The following is a 25933-nucleotide window of genomic DNA, read 5'->3' on the forward strand; positions in this document are numbered from 1 at the left end:
TTAGAACCCTGTTCTAACACCTTTTTGTCACTTTTCCATAATCTTCATATATTCAGCAATCATTTTTTTATGCGACCCAACAATATAGTCAGGTAGTTCTGTTAGTGGGAAGAATTTAAGCTGAACCGCTTCTTCTTTGTTCATAACAAAATCTCCATCGTATTCGTCCGTATAATAAGCGGTCGTTACAGATTGAAATTCATCACCGTTTGCTAATTTTGTAAAATAGTTCGCTCCAGAAAACACATTGATTAATCGTAGGTTCTTCACCTTTATTCCTGTTTCTTCGTATACTTCACGAAAAGCAGTTTCTTCTGGTGATTCACTAAGCTCCATTAATCCACCAGGCAGCCCCCATTTTCCGTAAGGCTCTGTTCTTTGTTGTAATAATACATATCTATTTTCATTTATAACGAGTACAACAGCACCAACTAAAATTAAAGGGCGATGACCAACTATTTTCCGTAATTCTTCTACATATCCCATCGTATCCCTCCTTTTTCGTTGTCCACACTATTGTATCATATGTATGAAACGACAAAATGCGTATATTTTTCATTTTTTTAACAAAATATTTATTTTATGTGTTTCATCTACTGTAGCTAACAAAATGGATTCAACTTCTGCGTTTTTCTCTAGAAATTCTCTCGCCCATTCTTCTGTTTTCCCTAATAAAGCAAGAACATCTTGCTGAATGCTCCCATCCTTTACTAATACAAAAGAAACTGGAGATTTTTTTCCCGCCACTTTTAGATCAAGTCGGGAAACTGCCTCATATTCTGGATACCGAAATATAGAAACGACACCGTTCGCTTCCCATAATGCTAATTTGATTGTTTGAATATCGCTCACATTTCGCATACGAAGTTCTGAAAATAAATATTCCACGGTAATTCTCGCTTTTTTCAAATTGCTAAAATCAATGGAGCCGTTGTGTATAAGAATGATAGGTGCTGGCTCTAAAAAGCGTCTCCATCTATCCCATTTCAACATTAAAACTGAACTTATAATATGAAGTACAACGAGTATAAACGTTGTAATCATCGAGCCCATTAATCCTACTTTTTCATCAGACAATGCGTTAGAAATATTCCCGCCAAGCAATAACACCAATACAACATCTAAAAAGCGAAGTTGTGCGATGGACCTTTGCCCCATCGCTTTCGCAACTAATATTAAAAATATGTATGCTATAATAGCCCGAATAACCCATTCACTATTAGAAAGATGCCGTGCTCCCTCAAAAATATGCATATGCATCACTTTGCACTCCTTACATCCTAAACTGCTAGTCTGTTTTAGTTTGCAACGTTTATGAGTATATATGTAAAAAAGCTGGTTCGTTTAAAAACGAACCAGCTTTTTTTACTTAACGGAAAACATATACTTTTTATACGTTTTTCGTACCGATAATATGAGACCCATCATAATCATATTCGAGAACAAGGAACTTCCCCCATACGATAAGAAAGGTAATGCAATCCCTTTTACAGGCATTAATCCAACAATCATACCGATATTTTGGAATATTTGAACCGTTAATATCCCAATTGACCCAGCACATAATAATGTACCGAATAAATTATCAGCAGAATAACCGATAATAATTGTTCTATATAGTAGTAATAAGAACAAGAATACAACTAACGCTGCTACGATAAATCCACCTTCTTCGGCAATTGTAGCGAAAATAAAGTCTGTATGCTTCTCAGGGATATAAACATTCCCTTCGCCAAACCCTTTCCCTTCCATACCGCCACTACCTACAGCTAAAATTGATTGCTGTGTTTGATAACCTTGATCTGTATGTTCAAATGGATCTAACCAACCTAAAATACGTGATTGTTGGTGCGGTTTTAGTAGCGTAACTAACTTATTAAAGAAGAAATCCTCATACCTTACGTAAATAAATATTAACGTGGATAGTATGGTGACTGGAATAACTGTACATAACGCTATCAATTTCTTCTGAATACCTGACATAAATAAAATACATGCAATGGCAGCAGCGTATAAGAACACCATCCCCGTATCCGGTTGGCTATATACAACAGCCATAGGCGGGAGGGATACTAGCATAATTTTACCTACTAATTTTAAGTCCGTTTGAAATGTCCTTGCCATATACTGCGCATTATGTTTCACTGCTATACTTGCTACTACGAGAAGCAATGAAATTTTGAAAAACTCAGATGGCTGAATTTGTCCAACTAACGGAAATACAAACCATCTTTTTGCACCTAATTTTTCAGGTGTGAAATTGGAAACCGGTAGTATTTTCAAAAGAATAAGTGAAGCAAATCCAACGATATAAAGTGGCCAAGACAATTTTTGTAATTGATCTAAGTCGATGCTTGCAACAAGCAATAACAATACAACCCCAATTATGTAGTTCAAACCTTGTTTCATCGCAAAGTTTGCCTCTCCATATTGGCCAGTTTGCTGACTGCTATATATAGCAGCTATACTTGTAACACATAATGCTAACAAAATTAAAATTAATTTTACATCTAAACTTTTTAGAAACTCGGTACTTCTTTTCATGACATCCTCCTGAAACATTGTTACAGCAAAATAAAAAACCAGGAGTCAACATTCTTCATGTTTTGACGACTGATTACACATTATCTATAAAACACTTATATAGAATAACTCTCTTTTTCATACAATACAATATATTATACTACAGTTTCGTCAGTAAGATTTGCCAAAAAAATTATTCTTTTCTTATTTTATATCCATATACCATATATCAGCAATGTATTTTCATAAATTCCTAATACATAATGGTTCATTGTAAGATTACTGGGAAAGGTATTATACATATAGTAGGATGTAGATGAAGAAATAAGATGATAAAAAGCTCGCATAAGCGAGCTTTTTATTTAATATACAGATGTATTATTTTCTGACGTATTTTCTAAAATTTCTTTTACACGTCCTAAGAACTTACCACAAATTAAACCATCTAGTACACGGTGATCAAGTGATAAACATAAGTTAACCATGTCGCGAGCACCGAACATACCATTTTCCATAATTACTGGGCGTTTTACAATTGATTCAACTTGTAAAATAGCCGCTTGTGGGTAATTAATAATACCCATAGATTGAACAGAACCGAATGATCCTGTGTTATTAATTGTAAATGTTCCGCCTTGCATTTCGTCCGCTTTTAACGATTTCGTACGTACTTTTCCTGCAAGTTCTGTAATTTCACGAGCGATACCTTTAATTGTCTTCTCGTCCGCGTGTTTAATTACTGGTACAAATAGTTCGTCCTCTGTCGCAACAGCGATAGAAAGGTTAATATCTTTCTTCTGAACGATTTTATCGCCAGCCCACATTGAATTAATTTGAGGATACTCTTTTAACGCTTGTGCTACTGCTTTTACGAAGAAAGCAAAGAACGTTAAGTTAAAGCCTTCGCGTTTTTTGAAATCACCTTTAATTGAATTACGGTATGACACAAGGTTTGTCACATCTACTTCAATCATCATCCAAGCGTGTGGCGCTTCGTGTTTACTACGTAACATGTTCGCTGCGATTGCTTTACGTACACCTGTTACTGGAATTTCGATATCGCCAGGCATTGTTGGTACAGAAACTGGTTTCGCAGCTTCTACTTTTTGTGCTACTGGCGCTGCTTTTGGTGCTTCCGGACGCGCTTCTACTACTGCCGCTACCGCTTCCTCTTTCTTCGCCGCACCTGCTTGCGGAATATTTCCTGATTCCACTAGCTTTAAAATATCTTTACGAGTGATACGGCCGTTTGCTCCCGTACCTTCTACTAGATCTAAATCAACGTTATGTTCACCTGCAAGTTTTAACACAGCTGGTGAAAAACGAGGTTTTCCATCAGTTGGTTGTTTTGCTTTCGGTGCTTTTTCAGGCGTAGCTACTTCTGCCTTTGGTTCTTCTTTTGTTTTTTCCTCAACAGCTGTTGCTGCTACTTCATCTGCGCCTTCTACTTGAATCACACAAACTACTTCACCTACAGCTAACGTATCACCTTCACCAGCGATCAACTCTTTCACAATACCAGTGAAAGAAGATGGTACTTCAGCATTTACTTTATCAGTCATTACTTCTGCAAGCGGATCATATTTGTTTACGTGATCGCCAACATTAACGAGCCATTTACTAATTGTACCCTCTGTAACGCTCTCCCCGAGCTGAGGCATTGTAATATTTTCTACAGCCATGTATAGTCCCCCCGATTAAAATTCCGCAAGTTCACGCATTGCTTTTTCAACTTTATCTGGATTTACCATAAAGAATTTTTCCATTGTTGGTGCATATGGCATTGCTGGAACGTCTGGACCTGCAAGACGCGCAATTGGTGCATCTAAATCAAATAGACAGTTTTCAGCGATAATTGCTGCCACTTCACTCATAATACTTCCTTCTTTATTGTCTTCTGTTACAAGAAGAACTTTACCTGTTTTAGAAGCTGCTTCAATGATTGCTTCTTTATCTAATGGATATACAGTACGTAAATCAAGAATATGTGCAGAGATGCCATCTTGCGCTAACTTTTCAGCTGCTTGAAGAGCAAAATGAACACATAATCCGTATGTGATAACAGTAATATCATCACCTTCACGTTTTACATCTGCTTTTCCGATTGGTAATACATAATCATCTTCTGGCACTTCACCTTTAATTAAGCGATATGCACGTTTATGCTCAAAGAATAATACTGGATCTTCATCACGAATTGCAGCTTTTAGTAAGCCTTTTGCATCATATGGTGTAGAAGGGATAACGATTTTTAAACCAGGTTGGTTTGCAAACATCGCTTCTACAGATTGCGAATGATACAATGCACCGTGAACACCGCCGCCAAATGGCGCACGAACTGTGATTGGACAAGTCCAATCATTATTAGAACGGTAACGAATTTTTGCTGCCTCAGAAACAATTTGGTTTACTGCTGGCATGATGAAATCCGCAAACTGCATTTCAGCGATTGGACGCATTCCATACATTGCTGCACCAATTGCAACCCCAGCGATTGCAGATTCTGCAAGTGGTGTATCTAGCGCACGATCTTCACCAAATTGATCATATAATCCGTGTGTCGCTTTAAATACGCCACCTTTTTTACCAACATCTTCACCTAAAACGAATACTTTCTCATCGCGTTCCATTTCCTCGCGCATTGCTAATGTAATAGCATCAATATAAGACATTACAGCCATGAAACGTTCCCCCCTATTCTGCGTATACGTGCTTCAATGCATCTTCAGGTGCTGCATACGGAGCATTTTCTGCATATTCTGTTGCTTCGTTTACGATATGCATAATTTCGTCTAACATTTGTTTTTCTGATTCCTCAGTTAACACGCCAACCTCTTTTAAATAAGCAGCAAATGTTACAATTGAATCATTTTTCTTCGCTTCTTCTACTTCTTCTTTATCACGATAAACGCGATCATCATCGTCACTTGAATGTGCTGTTAAACGATATGATACTGTTTCAATTAAAGTTGGACCTTCACCACGGCGGCCACGGTCTGCTGCTTCTTTTACAGCTTTATATACTGCAAGCGGATCGTTTCCGTCTACTGTATATCCAGGCATACCGTATCCAATTGCACGGTCTGATACATTTTTACATGCTAATTGTTTTTCAACTGGAATAGAGATTGCGTATTTATTATTTTCACACATAAAAATAACAGGTAACTTGTGTACGCCAGCAAAGTTTGCACCTTCATGGAAATCACCTTGGTTGGAAGAACCTTCACCGAATGTAACAAACGTTACTAAATCTTTCTTTTCCATTTTTCCAGCTAATGCAATACCAACTGCATGTGGTACTTGCGTTGTTACTGGAGATGAACCTGTCACAATACGATTTTTCTTTTGACCGAAGTGACCAGGCATTTGACGACCACCAGAGTTTGGATCTCCAGCTTTCGCGAAACCAGATAGCATCAGTTCTTTCGCTGTCATACCAAACGCTAGTACAACACCCATATCACGGTAGTATGGTAATGCATAATCTTTCTCTCTATCAAGAGCAAATGCTGCTCCAACTTGTGCTGCCTCTTGTCCTTGACAAGAAATTACGAATGGAATTTTACCAGCACGGTTTAATAACCACATACGTTCGTCGATTTTACGTGCAAGTAACATCGTACGGAACATCTCTAATACTTGCTCATCACTTAAGCCAAGCTCTTCATGGCGCTTTTCTTTTACTTCTGCCATTTTTCATAACCTCCTAAATCCACATTTTTATGCGTGTAACGCTTTTCCATCTACAGCTAATGCTGCTTCACCAATCGCCTCAGATAATGATGGATGCGGATGAATTGTATGTGCTACTTCCCAAGGTGTTGCATCAAGTACTCTTGCAAGACCCGCTTCAGAAATCATATCTGTTACATGCGGTCCAATCATATGAACACCGAGAATATCATTTGTTTCTTCATCAACTACAAGTTTTACGAAACCATCTGATTCGCCGTATACAAGCGCTTTTCCGATTGCACGGAATGAGAACTTACCTACTTTTAGCTTATAGCCTTTTTCTTTCGCTTCTTGTTCTGTTAAACCGACAGAAGCAACTTCCGGACTGCTATATACGCATTTTGATACCATAGAATAATCAATTGGTGTAACTTCTTTACCAGCAATATGTTCTACTGCAACAATTCCTTCATGAGAAGCAACGTGAGCAAGCTGTAAGCCACCAATTACATCACCGATTGCGTAAATATGAGATTCTTTCGTTTGATAAAACTCATTTGTTTGAATGTATCCTTTTTCCACAACGATATCCGTATTCTCTAAACCAATATTTTGCGTATTGGCTTGTCGTCCTACAGATACAAGCATTTTTTCTGCTTTAAATTCTTTATTCTCACCGTTATGTTCAGCTTGAATTGTTACTCCATTATCTTTTACCAATGTTTCTGGTAATACTTTTGCACCAGTTACCACTTTAATACCTTTTTTCTTGAATAGACGTTGCATTTCTTTTGAAACGTCTTGGTCTTCTAGTGGTAGTATCGTTTTCGCATACTCTAATACTGTAACTTCTACACCGAAGTCAGCAAGCATAGATGCCCACTCAATACCAATTACACCGCCACCAACGATAATAATCGAGCTAGGAAGCGTTTCCATTTTTAGGGCATGATCGGAAGACATTACATACTCTCCGTCTAATTCTAAACCTGGTAATGAATTCGGACGAGAACCTGTTGCAATAAGTACATTTTTTGGAATTAACATTTCATTCTCTTCTCCACTTGCAAGTTCAACTGAAATTGTCCCTGGCATCGGAGAGAAAATAGATGGGCCAAGAATACGGCCAATACCTTCAAACACATCAATTTTACCTTGTTTCATTAAGTGCTGAACACCTTTATGAAGTTGCGTTACAATCTTCTCTTTACGCTCTTGTACTTTCGCAAAGTTTAGTTCTACATTACTTGCAATAACTCCGAACTCTTCGCTTTTTTTAGCAGTTGCGTATACTTCCGCACTACGTAAAAGGGCTTTACTAGGAATACATCCTTTGTGTAAACAAGTACCACCAAGATTTTCTTTTTCAACAAGTGCAGTTTTTAACCCTAGTTGTGATGCACGAATTGCAGCAACATATCCACCAGTACCGCCGCCAACGATGACTAAATCATATTCTTTTGCCATTATCTCAACCCCTAGCTACCGTTTCTTTTTCACGTACAATATATTCTTTTGGAGCTTCTTCTTCACGTAGTACACGAAGTGCCCCTTCTGCTAATGCTTGTAATTCATCTTCTCCTGGATGTACGATAACATCTGCAATCCAGTCTACTCGTTCTTTTATTTCATCAACAAGGATTTTACTGTAAGCAAGTCCACCAGTTAATACGATTGCATCGATTTTCCCGTGAAGTACAGCGCTAGCTCCGCCAATCTCTTTTGCAACTTGATATGCCATAGCTTTATAAATAAGAGTTGCTTCAGGATCACCTTTTTCAACCATTTGTTCTACTTTAATCGCATCATTTGTACCGATAAGACTTACAAGTCCACCTTGTCCGACAAGTTTTTTTATCATTTCATCTCGGTAATACTCACCAGAGAAACACATTTCTACTAGTTGCCCTACTGGTACTGTACCAGCGCGCTCTGGACTAAATGGGCCTTCTCCGTTTAAACCGTTATTTACATCGATTACTCTTCCTTTTTTATGAGCACCAACTGTAATACCTCCGCCCATATGTGTAACTAATAAATTTAAATCCTCATATTTGTGATTTAACTGTTCAGCTACTTTACGAGCAACTGCTTTTTGATTTAATGCATGGAAAATACTTTTGCGTTCCATACCAGCAATACCACTTATACGAGCAATAGGCTCCATTTCATCTACAACGACAGGGTCTACAATGAATGCCGGAATATTTAATCCAGAAGCTATTTCATATGCTAAAATGCCCCCAAGGTTTGAAGCGTGATGACCGCTAAAACCATTTTTTAAATCTTCTAACATCGCATCGTTTACTGTGTATGTTCCACCTTCGATTGGACGAAGTAATCCCCCACGGCCACAAACTGCGTTTAATTTTGAAATGTTAATACCGTGAGAATGTAGAACTTCTAAGATCGTTTCTTTACGAAACTCATATTGGTCGATAATTCGCTTATATTTTCCAATCTGTTCTTCGTCATGACGAATAGTTTCTTCTAAAACGGGTCTTTCATTATCAAAAACACCAATTTTTGTGGATGTACTACCCGGATTAATAACAAGAATTCGATTTACAGACACTGTTGCTACCTCCACTAATAAATTCAAAAGGAAGTGGAAACCTCATAAGAGGTAACCACACCTTTTGTAAAAGTAATATATGAATGATTAGCGACGGCTAATAATGTCGTGACCGTTGCGTAAGTATGTGCTACGAGAGTTTTTCAAGCTTGCAATGCGCTCTTCAGCTAGACGATCAGCTGCTACATAAGTTGCAATGCCATCGCGTTTTGAAATTTCGATTACTTTTGCAATTGTGTCATAAATTGATTCTACGCGTTTTAATGCGCGTTCTCTATTGTATCCATATAACTCGTCTGCTACGTTAATTACGCCACCTGCATTAATTACATAGTCTGGTGCGTATACAATACCCATTTCATGAATGATGTCGCCGTGACGATCTTCTTTTAATTGGTTATTTGCAGAACCTGCAATTACTTTTGCTTTAAGTTGTGGAATAGTTTCGTCATTAACTGTTGCGCCTAATGCACATGGTGCGTAAATATCACATTCAACACCGTAAATTTCATTTGGCTCAACTGCTGTTGCACCGAATTCTTCTACTGCACGTTGTACAGCTTCTTTATTAATATCTGTAACGATTAGTTTTGCGCCTTCAGCGTGTAAATGTTTGCATAGGTGATATGCTACGTTACCAACACCTTGAACAGCAATTACTTTTCCTTCTAAATTATCAGTACCGAAAGCCTCTTTCGCAGCAGCTTTCATACCACGATAAACACCGTATGCAGTTACTGGAGATGGGTTACCAGAAGAACCGAATGATGGTGAAATACCTGTTACAAAGTCAGTTTCTTCGTGGATAATATCCATATCATCTACTGTTGTACCAACATCTTCAGCTGTAATGTAACGTCCGTTTAGTCCTTGAATATAACGACCTAATGCACGGAACATTGCTTCGCTCTTATCTTTACGTGGATCACCGATAATTACTGTTTTCGCACCACCTAAGTTTAAACCAGCTGCTGCGTTTTTGTATGTCATCCCTTTTGCAAGACGCAATGCATCTTCAATCGCCGCTTCTTCAGAATCATATGTCCACATTCTTGTTCCACCAAGAGCAGGTCCAAGTGTTGTATCATGAATTGCAATGATTGCTTTTAAACCTGATTCTTTATCTTGACAAAATACTACTTGCTCATAATCATATTTTTCTAAGTATTCGAAGATTTCTAATGCCATTGTCGTTTCCCCCTAATGTTTTACCCTATTTGGTTTATTTTGAAGCAGTGGCAACTGCCAATGCTAATGAATATACTTTTGTTTCTGCTGAATCAGCACGAGATGTTAAAACAATCGGTGCTTTTGCGCCAGCAATCATTGCTCCTACTTTTGCATCCGCAAAGTATACGAGTGATTTATATAGTACATTTCCAGCTTCAATTGTTGGGACGAGTAAAATGTCTGCCTTACCTGCTACATCACTTACTATGCCTTTATGTTCTGCTGCAATTTGTGATACTGCATTATCTAAAGCAAGTGGTCCATCAACGACACAATTTTTAATTTGTCCGCGGCGATTCATTTGAGTTAACATCGCTGCATCAATTGTCGCTTGCATCGCAGGATTCACAACCTCTACCGCTGCAATTGGTGCTACCTTCGGCAAATCAATTCCTATTGCCCGGGCAACTTCTACAGTATTTTGTATAATAGCAGCTTTTTGTGTTACATCAGGTGCAATGTTCATCGCTGCATCTGTAACAAAAATGAGACGATTGTAGTTTGGAACTTCAAATGCTGCAACGTGTGAAAGTACGCTACCTTTACGAAGTCCCCACTCTTTATTTAATACAGCCTTCAAAATATTTGCTGTTGGGATGTTCCCCTTCATAAGCACATCTGCTTCGCCATTTCTTACAGCTTTAACAGAAAGTTCTGCAGCCTCAGCACTTGACTGTGTTGCAATCACTTCAATATGTTCTGAAGTTTGTAAACTATGTTCTTGTAGCATCCCCATTATTTTTTCTTGATTTCCATATAGACGAAATTGAGCTAGCTGTAATGTAATTGCTTTCGCTACAGCTTCAATTACTTCATGATCTTCAGCTACTGCTACAGCCACAGTTTTTTTAGGCTGGCCTGCCGCTTGATCAATTAAGTGTTCTAACTTCATATTTTGTAATCAACCCTTTCCGTCGTCCCTCGTCTTTTTATTAAGCAAATACCGTGCCAACTTTCAAAAGTGGTCTTACCAATAATGAAAACGCATTCAAAACACAGTAAAATCAATACTTTGGAAAATAACAAAAGATTCTGTCTTATTTTGTCGTTTTTTGTATACCATGCAATAAATTGCACGGTACGCAATTTATTGCATGCTATTTTTTGCACACTCATACTTTTCTAGCTTGTAATATAAATTTCGAACCGAAATTCCTAACGCTCTTGCTGTTTGTGTTTTATTTCCACCAAATCTCTCTAAATATTCATGAATGATATTCCCTTCAAACTCCGTCACTAAATGCTCAAGTGGCTTTTCTTCTAACTCAGGCAATAAATGAGCTTGTTTTGACTCCACTTGCTCTTCGTTATGTAATGGCGGTAAATGTTGTACATCAATATAGGTCTCGTTATAATTCATAAAGATAATAGCTCTCCCCAAAATATTTTCAAGTTCCCTCACATTCCCTGGCCATTCATATGATTGTAAATATGAAATAGCAGAATTAGTGAGCCCCTCTATATTTCGGCCATAATCTTGGTTGATTTTTTGAATTAATCTGTCTGCGATTGCCGGTATATCCCCTTTACGCTGACGAAGAGATGGGATTTGAATTGGAATTTTATTTAATCGATAATATAAATCCTCCCTAAACTTCCCTTCTAGAATGGCTTTTTCTAAATTCACGTGCGTCGCTGCAATTACTCTGACATTGATAGGGATCGCTTTCGTTCCACCAACTTTTACAATTTCTTTCTCTTGCAAAACGCGAAGGAGTTTCGCTTGCGTATTTGCAGATAGTTCCCCTATTTCATCTAAAAAGATGCTGCCGTTATTCGCTTCCTCAAAGAATCCACGTTTTCCCCCTCTTTTCGCGCCAGAAAACGCCCCTTCCTCATAACCAAACAATTCACTTTCTAACAACGTCTCCGAAATAGCTGCACAATTTACACGAACAAACTTATTATATTTCCGATTACTTCCATTATGGATAGCATGCGCAAACAATTCTTTACCTGTCCCTGACTCCCCGCGTAACAACACTGTTGCTGGTGTATTCGCCCCCAGTTTCGCCTGTTCAATAGCAGCCGTTGTTTCATCTGAATTTCCGACAATGTCATCAAATGAATATTTCGCTTCTAACGTTCGAATAATTTGCCTTGCTCTATTCAATTCATTTGTTAATTTTTGAATTTCTGATACGTCGCGAATTACACCGACGCTCCCTTTCAATATTCCATCCACAATAACTGGTGCTACGTTTACAATTACATCTCGCTTTTTTTGTCCGATTTTCATATGTATGCCTCGTACCGCCCTACGCGTTCGAAGTACTTTCATATGCATACTTTCACCTTCTACAATATCAGTTGTAGCCGGCTTTCCAATAATGTCCTCTTCTGTTAAACCTGTTAATTTCGTATATGCAGGGTTAATTACTAACCCTCGACCTTTTTCATCCACGACCGAAATGGCTTCCTCAGACGAGTTAATAATCGCCTCAAGTAACGTTTGAATCTCCTTTAAATCTGTAACTTCTTCCGCAAGATCTACAACCTCTGTTATATCTTTAAAAATCGCAAATGCCCCTTGCACTTCTCCTCCCTCTTTTAATATTGGAATACGGGTTGTAATAATTTTCTTTCCATTCTCAAGCGTCAGTTCATAATTTACTTCTATTTGTTTCGTACGTATAATACGAAGCAACTTACTAGTCGGAATAACTTCTAAAATATATTTCCCTACCGCATCTTCTTTTTTATATCCGATAATACGTTCTGCACTTTTATTGAATAGGCGAACTTGTCCTTCTTGATCAATCACTATCATACCGTCATGCGTAGAGTTTAAAATTAAATCGCCTTGCTGCGTCTGCTCTTCTAACTTCCCAATTAAATTTTCCTTCTCATGTGCTAATCTCGTAACAATTTTTGCAATATCACCTGGTATAAGAAGAGTATCTTTATGCTTTTTCTTTAATAAATCTTTATGTAAATCATCGTCACCTGTCATATCAAACATTACATCAATGTGCATAGAAAGAAACGGAGTCACACTCTCTCCAATTGCAATCCCGTATTCCTTTGCCATCTGTAACCCTTTTGCTATCGGATTTATATCAATAATCCCTATAATTTGAAATATATTCGAACTCTGTAACAGACGCAGCAGTGTACTACCACCTTCACCTGCACCAACAATTAAAACTTTTTGTTTCATATATTACACTTCCTCTCGGAGTATCTCTGCAAAATTTTTCACACCCTTATCTTACTCGTTCAGCCCCCTCTTGACAAACCCCCTTTTCATATAACATCATTAAAATAAACAAAATAATCTGAAAAGGAGCGTTTATATGCAGCGTTACCTTGCTCTATTATTAGCACTCATCCCTATTTCATTAGCTGTGTTTGGCATTAAGTTAATGAGAGATACCGTATTCGGGATTTTATTTCCTCCACTCTCTATACTATGGTTACAATTTTTAATCGGGGCTCTCTGCTTCGCGCTCGGATTTTATATCTTTGGTGGTTTCGTCTTACACCGAGATCGTAAACGAAATAAAGTACAAGCTCGCTTTCGAAGATAGGAAAGACCTACTATTTACAAATAAAAAAATGAGACCGTTACAAGCGGTCTCATTTTTTTATTGGCAATAATGCTCTTGCCGTTTCAGGATAATCCGTAATAATCGCCGAAATATTCATATCAAAATATTTACGCATAAGTGTTTCTTCATTAATTGTATAGGGCCGAACCTCTACATCACTTTCCATCGTTAGTTCGGCAACAGCATCTTGAAGATAACGATAATTAGGATGCACTGCTGTAGCCCCCATTTTTTTTGCATATGCCCACGGACTATGCAAACCTTCGCGATATAAAATCGCTGTTTGAATATCTGGAGCCATCATATGACACCTTTTCATACTGTAATGATTAAATGAAGAAAATATAACACGATCTTCTAGATTAAATTTCCGTACAAGCGTTATAACTTCTTCTTCTAAACCTCTGTATGGAATTTTATTATTTTTAAGTTCAATATTAAGTAACAACTCTGTTTTTTCAATCCATTTTAACACCTCTTCTAAAAGAGGTATTTTACAAAATCCTACTTTATCACCAAATTTATAACTCGCATCTAATTTACATAAATCCTCATATACATAATTTCGAACCGCACCTTTTCCATTCGTTGTCCGATTCACTGTTTCATCATGAATGACGACAACCTTTCCGTCTTTCGTTAATTGAACATCCAGCTCAATTCCATCTGTCTTAAAAGATTCAGCTGCTTCAAATGAAATCATCGTATTTTCTGGGTACGTTCCCGCTGCACCACGATGCGCAAATATAAGAGTCATCCTCACTCCCCCAATCTTATGCTATACTATACGAAAAAGGAGGTACTTCTATGAGACCATTACAAATTTCTCCAGACACTGCAGTCCGCCTATCAAAAGCACTAGGTGTTCCACTTGAACAACTTATGCATATGCCGCAGCACATTTTAATTCAAAAGTTAGTTGAATTAGAAAAACAAAATAAAGACGAAGAATAATACAGTCCTGTTTCGCAGGACTTTTTATTATTTTCTATTATATCATGGATGGCTTCCTTGCTAAAATCCCTCATTGGATATACCATGATTCAATTTAACCTTCACTTCGAACATGTACAATAAAAAGACCAACGAATTCTAACATTCATTGGTCATTAATTAAAAAGTTCATTGGTTTTAAATTTACTATCGAGTATACATTTCAAGAATTATTAAGCTTTATTAAAACTTAAATCCCTTACTTCTTCTATTCTCAGCTAGCCTTATGTTCAAGTCTCAACTTATCCGCAACCATTGCGATGAACTCAGAGTTCGTAGGTTTTGCTTTTGACATAGATACTGTATAACCATAGCTATATCAAGGCATTGTATATTTCATAACTATCATTAAATGCTTCTATTTATTGGTGCCCATCCTCAAATTGATAGGTCAACTTAATAAAAGTTTATCACTTTCTTCCTATAATAACAATTAGTTTTCAAACAAAAAAATTATATATTCATTTATTCATATTTTTGCTAGGATATATAAAGTAGAAGAATCATACAGGAGGGATAAATTTTGAGGACTTGGCTTGAATATCTAGATATACCTAGTTTTGTTTATGGCATAATCTTTCTTTTTTTATTGCTAATAACACGTAACATACTTAAAGAAAAACCTACCGAACAACTAAAAACCGAAACAGGTTTGCACGATTGGGTACAGAAAAAAGATTTAATCTACTGGCTTGTTATAGTTATGGTTTGTGCTATTTCTCACTATACATATAAATATAAAGATTCCGGAGAATTAATAAGCCATTGGAGTTTCGGAGGAACTATCGTATCAATCATTTTAGCTATCATTGCAATTGTTTATACATTCTATGATAATTTCACTAGCAAATCTTCAGCCCAACAATTAGAAAACTCTGCTGGAAAGATTAGAGACATTACTGAAAAGTTAGACTCTAGCCACCTAGTTAATTCAAGTAATAAAATTGAAGAAATAAGTGTTCAACTTGAAATTATCATGAAGAATATGGATAACAAAATGAAAGATATTAGCACAGAATTAACTACTATACGAGGAATGAATACACAAAAATTCTCTGACTTCACAATGAAACTAGAAGAAATAGGAGTAACTTTGAACACGAGAAGCGATGACAAGGCCAAAATAGCTTTTCAGAATGAACAAACTACTGAATTAACCAAGCTTTTATCAGCATATATCAGCGATGTATTTTGGAACAAAATATCTATAGTATGTATATTACTAGTACATGAACAAAATTTACCTTTTACAAAAATAGAAGTAGGCGAACTCTCAGATGCGATAAGCAAGATAGCAAGTGAAAAAAATGATTCGCATGAATTAATGCACCATTCATCTACATACCTTGCACTTTTTAATACCTTTCATATTCTTAATCTATACGGTTTGACATTAAACGATGATAACACTTTAGAACTAGATGATGAATTAGAAAGAGTGCTAAAACAAATTGTACATCGCTATAAAACGGATGAAAAACGCACTACCGTCGAAAAAGGAATTAATAAAAACATTTATGAAATAGCTTCCGCCGGAATAGATAAAGCATATGATTTAACTTAATTATTAACTTTTAATGTGTCTTAATTTCTCATACTAGCGATTAATTTCACTACCTAAGTAGTAATAACTATTTAGGTAGTATTTTTTTATTACTTAATGTCCGTACCAAGCTTTTTAAATCTATATTTACTAATTAGCTTCTACTTCTATATCTTAATTACGGTTTTAATCTTGTACATATACTTCCTCGTTTTTCAATAAAATTAATTAGATTTCCCACACCTTATTTCCGAAAATTCTCACTCGTCTTCCTATTTGCTGAATCAAGGATTCGTCTGTGCAGTAAATTGTACACCCCCTATTAACATTTTTAATTTTAAGCATAAAAAAATTCCCTCCCGTTTACGTTTGTTTACGTATTAGTAACGGAAGGGAAAAGTGAATCAGACGTATTGAATTGTCAGATAACGCTAACATATAAAAAATAATAAAAAAATTGTTTAGAACCTGTTCGGGTATATATACATAGCCCGGCCCCCGTCCATACGGCCCTTACTCATTCAATCAATGAAAACAGGCCTAAATGATATGCTATAGACAGTACCATATATAGCCCTATCCCTCACTCTCCACCTATCACTCCATAACGCAACGAACGGAACACGCTGTTCGAATCGTGTCGTAACGTCGTATACACACATCATACACACATACACAATGCACCAACCATGCACCATCACACACTATGCACTATGCACCATGCTATACCGAACGGCGTGTTTCCATATGGAATAGGTAGTACATACATACCATACATATACACTACCTATCTATATACCTATAGTCCTAACAGTCTATCTAACTCTGCTGCTGCTGTGTTACTATCCTTTACTGTAACCTCTGCTGTAGTCTCCTGCTTCTCCTTTAGCTTACCCTGTGTTTTCAAGTACAAGTCCAGGGCCTTCAGCTTCTCGCCGTTGCTAGAATGACCACTAAATAAAATGTCTTCTAAAACGCCGTAGGCATTACTAAGGGAAGTTTTTAAACCGATGTCTGCACGCTTCTCAATCTCCTGGGATATTTTTTCGTTTTGTTTCATCTTGTAAATAGTGCGTACGTCGCAGCCTAATATATCTGCGTAGGCTTGATTCGTCCTTACAACGCCGTCTAGCATCAATTCTACAAAGTTTTCTTGTAACGTGGTTAACTGGCTTTTCCTCCTTATTTTGACGAGTTTCTTCTACATATATATATATGTAAAATAAAAAGTGAAGGCAAAACATGTCCCCACCCCATCCTCTTTTATATTGTTTTAATTTGTTTCTTCTTCTGCTTGTAGCTTAGCCATTCTGAATATAGTGGCCCTTGATACTCCTGTTTCTTCGGCTATTTCATTTACACTCATGCCATTATTTTCTCTATCATTGTATAAATCCATTGCGGCTTTCTTATCACCTTTAGTTTTACGGCCCATATGTACACCGCGGGCTTTTGCTGCTGTTCGCCCTGCTGCTGTTCTCTCATTGATTAGTGAACGTTCAAACTCACCTATAACACCTAACATTTGCAGCATCATTTTGCCATGTGCTGTTGTCTGGTCTATGTTCTCCTTAATGAATACAACTTCAACACCTTTATCATTTAATATTTCTAGCGTCTTCATTAAATCAACAAGACTTCGGGCCAATCTATCAATTTTACAAACATAAACCGTGTCACCTTTTCGTGCATACTTTAATAAATTTTGTAACTCTTCACGGCTATCAGCAGCTTTACCACTTTTCTTTTCTGCAAAGATTTCGGTGCAGCCCATTCCCTCTAATTCTGCAATCTGTAATTCTAATGATTGTGATTCACTTGAAACACGGGCATAGCCAATTTTAATTCCTGCCATACTTAATCAGTCCTTTTCGTTAATATAATAAATCTCGTCCGAACAAATAAAGTTACAAAGTATCAAACTCAATAACTTCGATACTTTAATTTTAGACGACTTTGAGACTTATGTAAACCCGTATTTTGATACTTCTTTATTTCACTGAAATCTAGGTATCAAAAGTACAAGTTTGATACTATAAAAAAAGACCCGGTTTGAGTAAACACCACTAACATAAATAGCCAGGTATAAAAAGGCGTAGAGGTCACAACATGCCCACTTTAAGAAACGGGAACATTGAAACCGTACGGCCTGTGGGCTGTGTAGAGTTTTCAAAACATGGCGTGTCAACGAGGCTTCATGGTATAGCGTTACATCATAATTTTATTGTAGTGACTAAACAAAAACTAAAAGAAAGCCGAGATAAGTTAATCTGTGAAACAAAAAAGAGACGCTACCCCACAATTAAGGATAACGGCTTCTGTTTACTCACTTATCTTTTTTCGCGAGTCTAACATGTCTTTCATTATTAAATCCGTACTATCTAAATCCTCTCTATCTGTATTTTCTATTCTGCGAAGTTTCTCACGTGTCGCCTTGTTTTCGGCTGCCAATTCCTTCACTTGTCTCTCTTCCCACAGTTTAACACTTTTTGGTGACTCTACAAAAATTACCTCATGTAACCTTTCCATTCTCTCTTTCTTTTCTTCTACTGTCATGGTTGTTTGTGTCATTGTCCTTTATCTCCTTTTATACTCACTACTTTGTAGCGATTTCTATTAATTGGTTTAGTTGATTTTCTGCTTTAGTAACTTCCTGTACTTCATACGGCGATTTTGTTATAAACGTTTGAATCTTTTCTAACAAGTCACCTTTTACTTTTGTCATTGTTCCGGCCTTCTCCTTTCCTGCTTTGTCCTTACATATTAGTAACGTATAGTTACATAATTTCAGACACTAAAACTGGTTAAAAAGGCAAAAAAAATAGGCCCTGGAATTATAGTGAAAGTTAGTACACTACAATCGCCAGGGCTTTCGAGTTAACCGCGTGTCGGTAAATACTCAATATGATGTTTTTCATCAACGTGGCCTGTAATAATATCTTTTACAACCTGCGTTGGCACTTCTAAATAACTTCCGTAGAATCCATGATTCCCGCGAGTATGTGCTACCGCTACAGAGAACTGTGGCATGGATTTTATAAGCCCACCTACTTCAAGGATTTCAGCAAGCTTCCAATCAACGCCATAATACTCACGTAATGATTTTGATTCAGCTTTAATAGCCTCTAAGTAGGCACGCTTTGCAGCTTCCATGCGTCTATACGTTCTCTGTGTAGCTGCATTTCTTTCTTCGTTAAATGCGGCTTCCAAGGCTTTCGCTTCATTAGCTTTTGTCCATTCATATTTTTCCTTTAGATGCGTAATTACTAAAATTTCTTCCTGTAATTCCGTGATTTCCTTTTGTAACTTCGTTTCTAATGTTTGAAGTCGTTTTGCATCTTTGTCGTCACCATCAACATATTTCTTTACTAGTGCTTCTGGTAACTCTTTTTCTTGAATGAATCGTAATTCAAGTTGTTTGTCATTAAGTAGCTGCGTCTTTTCATCAATGTTCTGTGTGATTTTTTCTAATCCATCAATAAAACCCTCATGAAAAGCAACTACTCTTTTGGCGACGTTCCCGATTGCTGTGCGGCTTTTTCTTCCTGTACTTGTTTCGGTTGTGGTACGTTCTTCCTTAATGCTTGGCATATTAATTCCTCCCGTTTGTTTTCATCTTCTTCGTCAATTAAAATCATGTAATTAAATCGTGATTGTAAGTCCTGGGCCTGCTGTATTGTGAGGTCACGAACCACATTTCGTTTGAATACGATGTCTCCATATTCGAAATCTTGCACCCTAATTCGTCCTCCACCTAAATGGAAAGCCGGGATAACTAAGGCCACCCTTTTCTCTTGTTTAGCAAAATACGCTTTGATTGCATCTAATCGTGTCATACTTTGTCCTCCTTTTGTTCTAGTCTGTTTACATATCAATTTCTATCGGCTGTAAGACCTTCGTTTTTTACGTGTACGGCATGCGGCCACCGCTAGTAACTAGACATGCACACGGTTAATAAGATTTAATAATAAAATAATTTCGGTATTTTCAACGCCGTTTTCTTTCCACATTTCGACTATGCTATATCGTTGCGAAGCTGAAAAGCCGTTACCGCGTACTCCTAAATGATAATTTACGTTACTAGGTGAACATGCTAATCGGTAAGCTACATCATAGTAAGTTAATCCTAATAATTGATTAATCTTTGTAATTGCTTCGCCTGTTAATTTCCTTGCAATGAAATCTGTTTGACTCATAAATGGCACCTCGCTTATTGTGTGATTTTTATATAGTAAAAGGTTTTGTTAATAGTAACTGGTATATGCTAGTGGTTCTAACAGTCATGAAGACAAAAGAAGGAAGGGCCGCTAATCTACCGAACGGAAAAGCAACCCTTTTCTTCTCTCTCTTTATCGTTTAAAACAAACCTGGAGAAGTACCAAACATGACTAAAGAAAACAACTTACTAATAATACTAAGGAAAGGCGGGCCATAATGACCCAGGTTTATACTATGGCAGGAGTTAAAGGATTCGAACCCTTACTAACAGTTTTGGAGACTGCGGTGCTGCCATTACACTAAACCCCTAGAGAATGAGAGAAACCCTGGCGACGAATACCAGGGAATCACTTTTGATTACAACTATAATAAGCACTTGAAAAAGCAATACTGTTACCCCGTCCTACTATATAAGACGCGAAACCTACTCAAAGTACTACTAACTAAGATAGTCATTGTATAAAAAATATATTAACGCTATCATCTCACCGTTCTTACTTATCTTTCTCAGCATTTAATAAATGATAGCTATAGTTATGATAGTTAAAATATTTGTCTTTATGTTTCTATGTTTAATTAGCTACTATACCCTTTAGGGCAGACTTCACCATTAAGCATAAATAACATAAAGATTAACGCCTTAACCTCAAAACCTAAATCTTTAATACATACAGTTATTAGCGTTACTTACTCTTATAGTGTATATGGCGTTGAAAGCAGCAAAAATCCTACACGAAAAGCAAGTCTTTATGTTAGCAATAGTCAGTCAACCCCCGCAACCCTTGATACCACTGGCTTCATACCGATTATTACATTTGTGTTACAGAAGGGAATCAGGCCTGTTTTTGTAGGACGAAATCCTCATATTTTTAGTATTTCATAGGTGTTGTGATTAAAGTATGAGTAAAATATTTTTACTTTACCACATTTAAATATCTTTACCTACTACCTCCACAATGCAAAAAGGGCCACCATAACAGCAGCCCCTCCGTTTACTAGAATATTAAATTTGTAAATATAAAAAATACTAGTTCCCTAATCTGGCTTTATCATGCAGCTTCACTTTCCACTTCACTTACTGAAAGCTTTCTTCGATAGTGTGGGAAAAATGAATTCACCATACCTTTTAACAATAATCTATACGTTTCTTTCTTCGCTTGTGGCGTGTGTATTCTATGCGTAAAGCTGGAATCATTGCAGTAATGGCAAGTAACACCGCTACCTCGGAACGATTCTACTGTTTTAACCTCTTTGCAGTTCCCACACTTCCTGGCGTATGCCTCGCCACGTCTTAATTGATACTCTATTATGTCGCCCTTCTTTACTTCTATCAGTCCTATTGTGTCTGCCAACTCCACATCTGGGTATTTTGGTACTAATTCAATTTGTGTCATGTTTTATTTTCCTCCTGTTAGTTGATTGATATTGCTATATTTTTAAATTCCAGATTAATAACTGGCTTTACGCCTGTATCTTCACACTCTTTAACAGCAGCCGTTATAAGCGTTTGTAGCTGGTCTACTGTTATCGACGTCGCTTCGCGTACTGGATAGCCCTGTGTGGGCTGTTTAGCCCTTCTCCTCTCCGCTATGGCCCTGTTTCTACATACGTAGCATTGTGCCAGCTTTCCTCCTGTAAAACTTCCCTCGCGGCCTTTTGGTGCGTCTGGGAATGACCCAATAGTTTTATCCTCCCGGCATTCTGTACATTCCTTACCTTTACACTTCTTTTCTATTGGTGTTTCGTATACCCGGTAACCACGTTTATTAGTTCTCTTCTCTAGTCTATCAATAAGGCCTGGTACGTCTTTTAAAAGCCTGTCTTCTTTTTTCATTTGTATCCCTCCCTTTTATGCCGCCTGTGTAACTTCTCTCATTAAGTGTTGTTTTAAAAGTTTTGTAATTTCCTCTGCACCTTCTAAAGTGATACGGTAAGCCGTAACTTCTCCCGCACTGAATCTTAAAGGCTGCTGGACTAATCTAAACCATGTACCTTTATATTTTGGTGCTGGAATCCACGAACCACGCACTTTAACACTTTCATAGATACCCAAATCAAGTAAAATTTTATTCGCCTTCTGTGGCGTGATACGCCCCTTTAAATTGTGTCTACACAAATCTGTTATTGACATAGTATCAACCACGTCTTCTAAACTCTCATAGTGTTTTGCTTGTTGTTCAGTTTTTCTATTTCTGTAAGCGTATAATTCCCGTGTCGCTTCAAAAGTTGCCATACTATCTTTTGATTCAATTGCACGGAATACATTAGCTGCTAATACCGTTTCGTGGTTAACGTGGGCCGTCACAATCTCCGGGGCAACTCCCTGGGCCATTTCCTCAATATTTAGTAGTTGTTCACGCACCGCTTTAGCGATTTTGCTATCACGTAGTAACATACCTATTCTTAGAATCGCACGCTTCGGGAATAGATTTGTACCTCGGTAAGATACACCCGCTTCTAGTAAAGGGACATGTTTTACCGTTACTTTTTCTTTAATCTCGCTGTACTTCTCTAGGTGCATTCCATCAGCTTGCAGTTCGTCACCGTGTCTACTAACAACTTTACGAATTGCTTCATGTGATACTTCATAAAATCGTGCGACTTGCTTTGTAGTTGCCGCTTCTAAACCAGGTAGCAATAATAAATCTTTAACCTTCTGTAAAACTTCCACGCGTCCAATTAACGCTTCTCTTTCTTCCTTAGTTACAATAATCTCTTCAGTATTTACCTTTGTCATAATCAATTCTCCGCCTTTTCTTTTAATTTTTTCTTTCTATTCTGTTCGTATACCTTAGTACATCTTTTACACTTTGACTTTCTCCCACCCAAATACGGCTTATGCACCTGGTACGCTTCTAACGGTAAATCCATTTCACACTCGGTGCAGCGTTTCCCAACAATGGCCCATGTATCATCTACAAAGTACACCGTCTTCCCTTGTTTATTAATCTTCTTTTCTAATCCTTCTGTGTATAACATCATAGTTAATCATTCCTTTTTCTTTTTCTTTGTTGTTTATTCAGTTAAAACGTCTTACAGTTTAGCAACGTTTAATTACATCATTTCAGACATCGCGTATTAAAACGCATAATATTCTGACTTTAATAATCGAAGTAATACAAAAATATTCGCCTATGCTAAATAAAAAAGAGATGCTACCAGCGGCCACGAAACCACTAATAACACCTCTATATGTATTACGCATGTGTATAATTTTCTCTTAACTTCTTGATAGCACGGTCTAGAATTCGATGTGCTTTCTTTGCATCCGTAATACCTAGCAATCTTCCTATTTGTGAAATATTCGTTATACCGTCTAGAATGTAAAATTTCGCCACCTGCAACTCTAATCCTGTCAATGTGGATTCTATAAATAGTCGAATTTGCATTTCTGTTTCAAATTCTGTAGAAGAGTCGCCGCCATTCTCGACATAACTTTCATAAGAAGTAGCTACATGAAATAGCTTTTTCTCTTTTGGACTTTTCTTTGTCAATCCTTCAGCACGTAGCAAGTCAATGCACTTGTTTCTACATGCCCTTCCTAATAACTCAAATAGAAAGTACTTTTGGCTACCTCTATACTCTTCTACAACCTTCCAAACCGTTTCATGTAGATATGATTCAAAATCATCTTTAGAAAGCCGTGTGCTACCTCTGCGGCTTTTCATAAAGTGGGCTGCTACTATTTTAACAATACTACCTAAAATCGACTCTATCCGGCCATGTTCATTGATTTCATAAAATGCATTGTATCTATCCTTATCTGTGCGGCCGTTAAATTCTATCCACTGTCTTTCTAGCTTCTCTATGTACAGCCTGTTCACAGACCTTTCAAGACGCTTTTTCTTTGCTGCTTCTTCCCTTTGTCTAGTATCTTCCTGGATTTCCTCTAGTAGTTTCTCTCTATCAACTTTACTTGTCAATTTCATTCTCTTTAACTCTCCCGACTACGTTACTTTTTGTCCTTACACATTAGCAACGTAGGGAAAACCGGGAACAGACGGAAAAGAATAAAAAAATTTCTTAGAAAGTGCCAAAAATGTAGCATATTTTACGCATTCTATATTGTAATTAACTAACGGGAATAATATACACTACTATATATACATACAGTACTAACGACTATAACGCCATAACCCACATAACAGCATTAAACTAATAGAAGTATAAATGTGTTAATTAATTACGTTTTAATATATTTTGTACTCTAGTTTTATGAATCATTTTCATTTCTTCATCTAACGCTGCTGCAACTGCTACAGGGCTAGTTAATCCCTTTTCTTTGTATCTTCTAGCAATTGATTGATAAACTTCAATATCCTCCAATTGCTTAAATTGAAGTTCCCATGCATCAACTACAATTACACTTGATACTACAGGAAATCCCTCATTAACCATAGCTTGAACGCATTCTCCTTTATATTGAAAATAACCTAGTGTGTCCTCTTTTAATGAACGGTATACCTTAACAACAATCATCATACTTTCCCCCTTTAAACATTATCACCATATCCACGTAATACCGCCCCTTCGCAACAAACTGAATGTATTCCATAGCACTGTAACGATAACGCCCTTACATTATTAATCTTCATAAATAAGTTGCGTGTTTCCGTTACTTAACTTCACTAATTTAAAGAACCCATGACTTTCAGCTTTTCTAACTGCGGACTGTACCTGAAATTCAGGTGCTTCAGGATGTTTTTCAATAATCTCTTTAATGATTTCCTCATACGTGTATGTGCCTTTATACGCATAAGACATAAACATTAACACTATGGCTAATTCAGTATTAGACAAATCATATTTATGATAATTTTCTATTAACTCTCTAGGTACTGGTGTAGATTCTTCGCCTTCTAACTCACTTTTTTCATGTAACTCTTTCCCTCGTTCTAATTGAGATAGTAACTCCTTTGAAAGTAAGTAAACTTCAATCATACCTTTTCCTAAATCTGTGATATAAGTGTCTTTTTCATACAGGCTATTTAGGACATCTTTCACTTTCTTTTTTGAAAACCCTGTACGCTTACTTATCATATCGACTCTTATTTTGACATGAGAATTTTTAGAAGTATGCACAACATAGCAAAGATACATATACACTAATAGTTCATCTATATCTATACGTCCTCTTTCAAAATCAATAAACGGTATAACTGGCACCAGGAATGTTTTACCTTTAGTAAAATTAAATTCTATCTTATCGCCCAATTCATCAATCATACTGTTAGTACCATGTGAAAGATATTCTGCAAAGAATAGTAACAACGTTTTCTTTGCATTACTACTCATTCTTTCATCTAAAAAAATCCCCTCACTTAACTCACCAGTAAACTTAACATCTTTAACTGTCACTAACTTTCTCCCCCTTTAAACATTTCCACCTCATTCTACCATTCATTACCTCCTAAGCTGCCAGGTTATTTTTTAACCTATAAGTGTACTTCGTATAGCAGTTCCCCCTGCCTCGTGCTATTAGTCACACACTGAAAAATTTAGGGAAGAATTTGTACTGTGCTAATCGTATTTATATCGCTTTAAAAAGAAAAAGGGAACATGGATTATCTCCACATTCCCTTTCTCATTGTTATATGTTCATTAACAATTGTTTGATAAATT

The 25933-nt window shown here is 36.9% G+C and carries 29 protein-coding genes, 1 tRNA gene and 1 pseudogene; 3 read left to right on the forward strand and 28 right to left on the reverse strand.

All coding sequences use genetic code 11. From position 1 onward, the window contains the following. Nucleotides 1-27: 27 nt before the first annotated feature. The 11 genes from PQF83_RS11445 to PQF83_RS11495 form a co-directional block, all read right to left on the reverse strand. Nucleotides 28-486 (reverse strand): NUDIX hydrolase, encoded by a 459-nt coding sequence (locus PQF83_RS11445; RefSeq protein WP_000542556.1) that lies wholly within the window; start codon nucleotides 484-486, stop codon nucleotides 28-30. Nucleotides 487-555: 69 nt separating this feature from the next. Beyond that, nucleotides 556-1260: a DUF421 domain-containing protein gene (locus PQF83_RS11450; protein ID WP_000550968.1), complete on the reverse strand. Its 705-nt coding sequence runs from the start codon at nucleotides 1258-1260 to the stop codon at nucleotides 556-558. Between the two features lie 105 nt (nucleotides 1261-1365). Next, entirely contained in the window at nucleotides 1366-2544 is a 1179-nt protein-coding gene (locus PQF83_RS11455) for an FtsW/RodA/SpoVE family cell cycle protein (RefSeq protein WP_000831200.1), read from the reverse strand. A 341-nt stretch (nucleotides 2545-2885) separates the two neighbouring features. Continuing rightward, on the reverse strand, nucleotides 2886-4205 hold the full coding sequence (locus PQF83_RS11460) for a dihydrolipoamide acetyltransferase family protein (RefSeq protein ID WP_000257652.1): 1320 nt from the start codon (nucleotides 4203-4205) through the stop codon (nucleotides 2886-2888). 15 nt (nucleotides 4206-4220) lie between these two features. Next, entirely contained in the window at nucleotides 4221-5204 is a 984-nt protein-coding gene (gene bfmBAB, locus PQF83_RS11465) for a 3-methyl-2-oxobutanoate dehydrogenase subunit beta (protein ID WP_000290076.1), read from the reverse strand. A 13-nt stretch (nucleotides 5205-5217) separates the two neighbouring features. Beyond that, nucleotides 5218-6219 carry a 3-methyl-2-oxobutanoate dehydrogenase subunit alpha gene (gene bfmBAA, locus PQF83_RS11470; protein ID WP_000852555.1) on the reverse strand — a complete coding sequence of 334 codons (1002 nt, stop codon included), beginning with the start codon at nucleotides 6217-6219 and terminating at the stop codon, nucleotides 5218-5220. Between the two features lie 27 nt (nucleotides 6220-6246). Then, nucleotides 6247-7668 (reverse strand): dihydrolipoyl dehydrogenase, encoded by a 1422-nt coding sequence (lpdA, locus tag PQF83_RS11475; RefSeq protein WP_001051291.1) that lies wholly within the window; start codon nucleotides 7666-7668, stop codon nucleotides 6247-6249. 4 nt (nucleotides 7669-7672) lie between these two features. Then, entirely contained in the window at nucleotides 7673-8776 is a 1104-nt protein-coding gene (gene buk, locus PQF83_RS11480) for a butyrate kinase (RefSeq protein WP_000115774.1), read from the reverse strand. A gap of 87 nt (nucleotides 8777-8863) precedes the next feature. After that, nucleotides 8864-9964, reverse strand: a complete 1101-nt coding sequence (locus tag PQF83_RS11485; RefSeq protein ID WP_001162675.1) for a leucine dehydrogenase — start codon at nucleotides 9962-9964, stop codon at nucleotides 8864-8866. 34 nt (nucleotides 9965-9998) lie between these two features. Further along, nucleotides 9999-10898: a phosphate butyryltransferase gene (yqiS, locus tag PQF83_RS11490; RefSeq protein WP_000763079.1), complete on the reverse strand. Its 900-nt coding sequence runs from the start codon at nucleotides 10896-10898 to the stop codon at nucleotides 9999-10001. 195 nt (nucleotides 10899-11093) lie between these two features. Further along, nucleotides 11094-13166: a sigma-54 interaction domain-containing protein gene (locus tag PQF83_RS11495; protein WP_000811008.1), complete on the reverse strand. Its 2073-nt coding sequence runs from the start codon at nucleotides 13164-13166 to the stop codon at nucleotides 11094-11096. A 136-nt stretch (nucleotides 13167-13302) separates the two neighbouring features. On the opposite strand from PQF83_RS11495, the gene PQF83_RS11500 reads away from it, so the two are divergent. Next, a complete protein-coding gene (locus PQF83_RS11500; protein WP_001190187.1) occupies nucleotides 13303-13536 on the forward strand; it encodes a DUF2627 domain-containing protein in 234 nt (77 codons plus the stop codon). Between the two features lie 49 nt (nucleotides 13537-13585). On the opposite strand, the gene PQF83_RS11505 is transcribed toward PQF83_RS11500, so the two are convergent. Then, nucleotides 13586-14314: a glycerophosphodiester phosphodiesterase gene (locus tag PQF83_RS11505; protein WP_000172565.1), complete on the reverse strand. Its 729-nt coding sequence runs from the start codon at nucleotides 14312-14314 to the stop codon at nucleotides 13586-13588. 50 nt (nucleotides 14315-14364) lie between these two features. Here PQF83_RS11505 and PQF83_RS11510 point away from each other — a divergent pair, with 50 nt between their 5' ends. Then, nucleotides 14365-14511, forward strand: a complete 147-nt coding sequence (locus PQF83_RS11510) for a YycC family protein (RefSeq protein WP_001247671.1) — start codon at nucleotides 14365-14367, stop codon at nucleotides 14509-14511. A gap of 253 nt (nucleotides 14512-14764) precedes the next feature. Here PQF83_RS11510 and PQF83_RS11515 read toward each other — a convergent pair. Beyond that, nucleotides 14765-14863: pseudogene (locus PQF83_RS11515) on the reverse strand (sporulation initiation factor Spo0A C-terminal domain-containing protein); the annotation flags it as partial. Nucleotides 14864-15073: 210 nt separating this feature from the next. Between PQF83_RS11515 and PQF83_RS11520 the strand changes: the two are divergent. Beyond that, complete coding sequence (locus PQF83_RS11520) at nucleotides 15074-16114, forward strand: hypothetical protein (protein WP_061129464.1); 1041 nt, start codon at nucleotides 15074-15076, stop codon at nucleotides 16112-16114. 778 nt (nucleotides 16115-16892) lie between these two features. On the opposite strand, the gene PQF83_RS11525 is transcribed toward PQF83_RS11520, so the two are convergent. The 15 genes from PQF83_RS11525 to PQF83_RS11595 form a co-directional block, all read right to left on the reverse strand. After that, entirely contained in the window at nucleotides 16893-17279 is a 387-nt protein-coding gene (locus tag PQF83_RS11525; protein ID WP_225989780.1) for a phBC6A51 family helix-turn-helix protein, read from the reverse strand. 87 nt (nucleotides 17280-17366) lie between these two features. Beyond that, nucleotides 17367-17948, reverse strand: a complete 582-nt coding sequence (locus tag PQF83_RS11530; RefSeq protein WP_061129462.1) for a recombinase family protein — start codon at nucleotides 17946-17948, stop codon at nucleotides 17367-17369. Nucleotides 17949-18415: 467 nt separating this feature from the next. Beyond that, complete coding sequence (locus PQF83_RS11535) at nucleotides 18416-18664, reverse strand: hypothetical protein (RefSeq protein WP_061129461.1); 249 nt, start codon at nucleotides 18662-18664, stop codon at nucleotides 18416-18418. Nucleotides 18665-18689: 25 nt separating this feature from the next. Further along, nucleotides 18690-18818 (reverse strand): hypothetical protein, encoded by a 129-nt coding sequence (locus PQF83_RS11540; RefSeq protein WP_255817056.1) that lies wholly within the window; start codon nucleotides 18816-18818, stop codon nucleotides 18690-18692. 152 nt (nucleotides 18819-18970) lie between these two features. After that, nucleotides 18971-19684, reverse strand: a complete 714-nt coding sequence (locus PQF83_RS11545; RefSeq protein WP_061129460.1) for a hypothetical protein — start codon at nucleotides 19682-19684, stop codon at nucleotides 18971-18973. Further along, nucleotides 19594-19929 carry a hypothetical protein gene (locus PQF83_RS11550; protein WP_153012502.1) on the reverse strand — a complete coding sequence of 112 codons (336 nt, stop codon included), beginning with the start codon at nucleotides 19927-19929 and terminating at the stop codon, nucleotides 19594-19596. Before PQF83_RS11550 ends, PQF83_RS11545 begins: the two co-directional genes overlap by 91 nt. A gap of 99 nt (nucleotides 19930-20028) precedes the next feature. Continuing rightward, nucleotides 20029-20289: a hypothetical protein gene (locus PQF83_RS11555; protein ID WP_061129459.1), complete on the reverse strand. Its 261-nt coding sequence runs from the start codon at nucleotides 20287-20289 to the stop codon at nucleotides 20029-20031. 257 nt (nucleotides 20290-20546) lie between these two features. Then, nucleotides 20547-20620, reverse strand: a tRNA-Trp gene (locus PQF83_RS11560). A gap of 740 nt (nucleotides 20621-21360) precedes the next feature. Continuing rightward, entirely contained in the window at nucleotides 21361-21705 is a 345-nt protein-coding gene (locus PQF83_RS11565; RefSeq protein WP_061129458.1) for a hypothetical protein, read from the reverse strand. A gap of 17 nt (nucleotides 21706-21722) precedes the next feature. Continuing rightward, a complete protein-coding gene (locus PQF83_RS11570) occupies nucleotides 21723-22145 on the reverse strand; it encodes a hypothetical protein (protein WP_061129457.1) in 423 nt (140 codons plus the stop codon). Between the two features lie 15 nt (nucleotides 22146-22160). Next, nucleotides 22161-23048 carry a phage antirepressor KilAC domain-containing protein gene (locus PQF83_RS11575; RefSeq protein WP_061129456.1) on the reverse strand — a complete coding sequence of 296 codons (888 nt, stop codon included), beginning with the start codon at nucleotides 23046-23048 and terminating at the stop codon, nucleotides 22161-22163. A gap of 2 nt (nucleotides 23049-23050) precedes the next feature. Next, nucleotides 23051-23293 (reverse strand): hypothetical protein, encoded by a 243-nt coding sequence (locus tag PQF83_RS11580; RefSeq protein WP_061129455.1) that lies wholly within the window; start codon nucleotides 23291-23293, stop codon nucleotides 23051-23053. 215 nt (nucleotides 23294-23508) lie between these two features. Further along, complete coding sequence (locus tag PQF83_RS11585; protein ID WP_229131529.1) at nucleotides 23509-24240, reverse strand: sigma-70 family RNA polymerase sigma factor; 732 nt, start codon at nucleotides 24238-24240, stop codon at nucleotides 23509-23511. Between the two features lie 250 nt (nucleotides 24241-24490). Continuing rightward, nucleotides 24491-24790, reverse strand: coding sequence for a hypothetical protein (locus PQF83_RS11590; RefSeq protein ID WP_061129453.1), 300 nt, complete (start codon nucleotides 24788-24790; stop codon nucleotides 24491-24493). A gap of 105 nt (nucleotides 24791-24895) precedes the next feature. Next, nucleotides 24896-25669: a hypothetical protein gene (locus PQF83_RS11595; protein ID WP_061129452.1), complete on the reverse strand. Its 774-nt coding sequence runs from the start codon at nucleotides 25667-25669 to the stop codon at nucleotides 24896-24898. Nucleotides 25670-25933 lie beyond the last annotated feature (264 nt).

Origin of the sequence: Bacillus sp. FF-1, assembly GCF_028548245.1 — a bacterium.
Taxonomy (GTDB): Bacteria; Bacillota; Bacilli; order Bacillales; family Bacillaceae_G; genus Bacillus_A; species Bacillus_A paranthracis.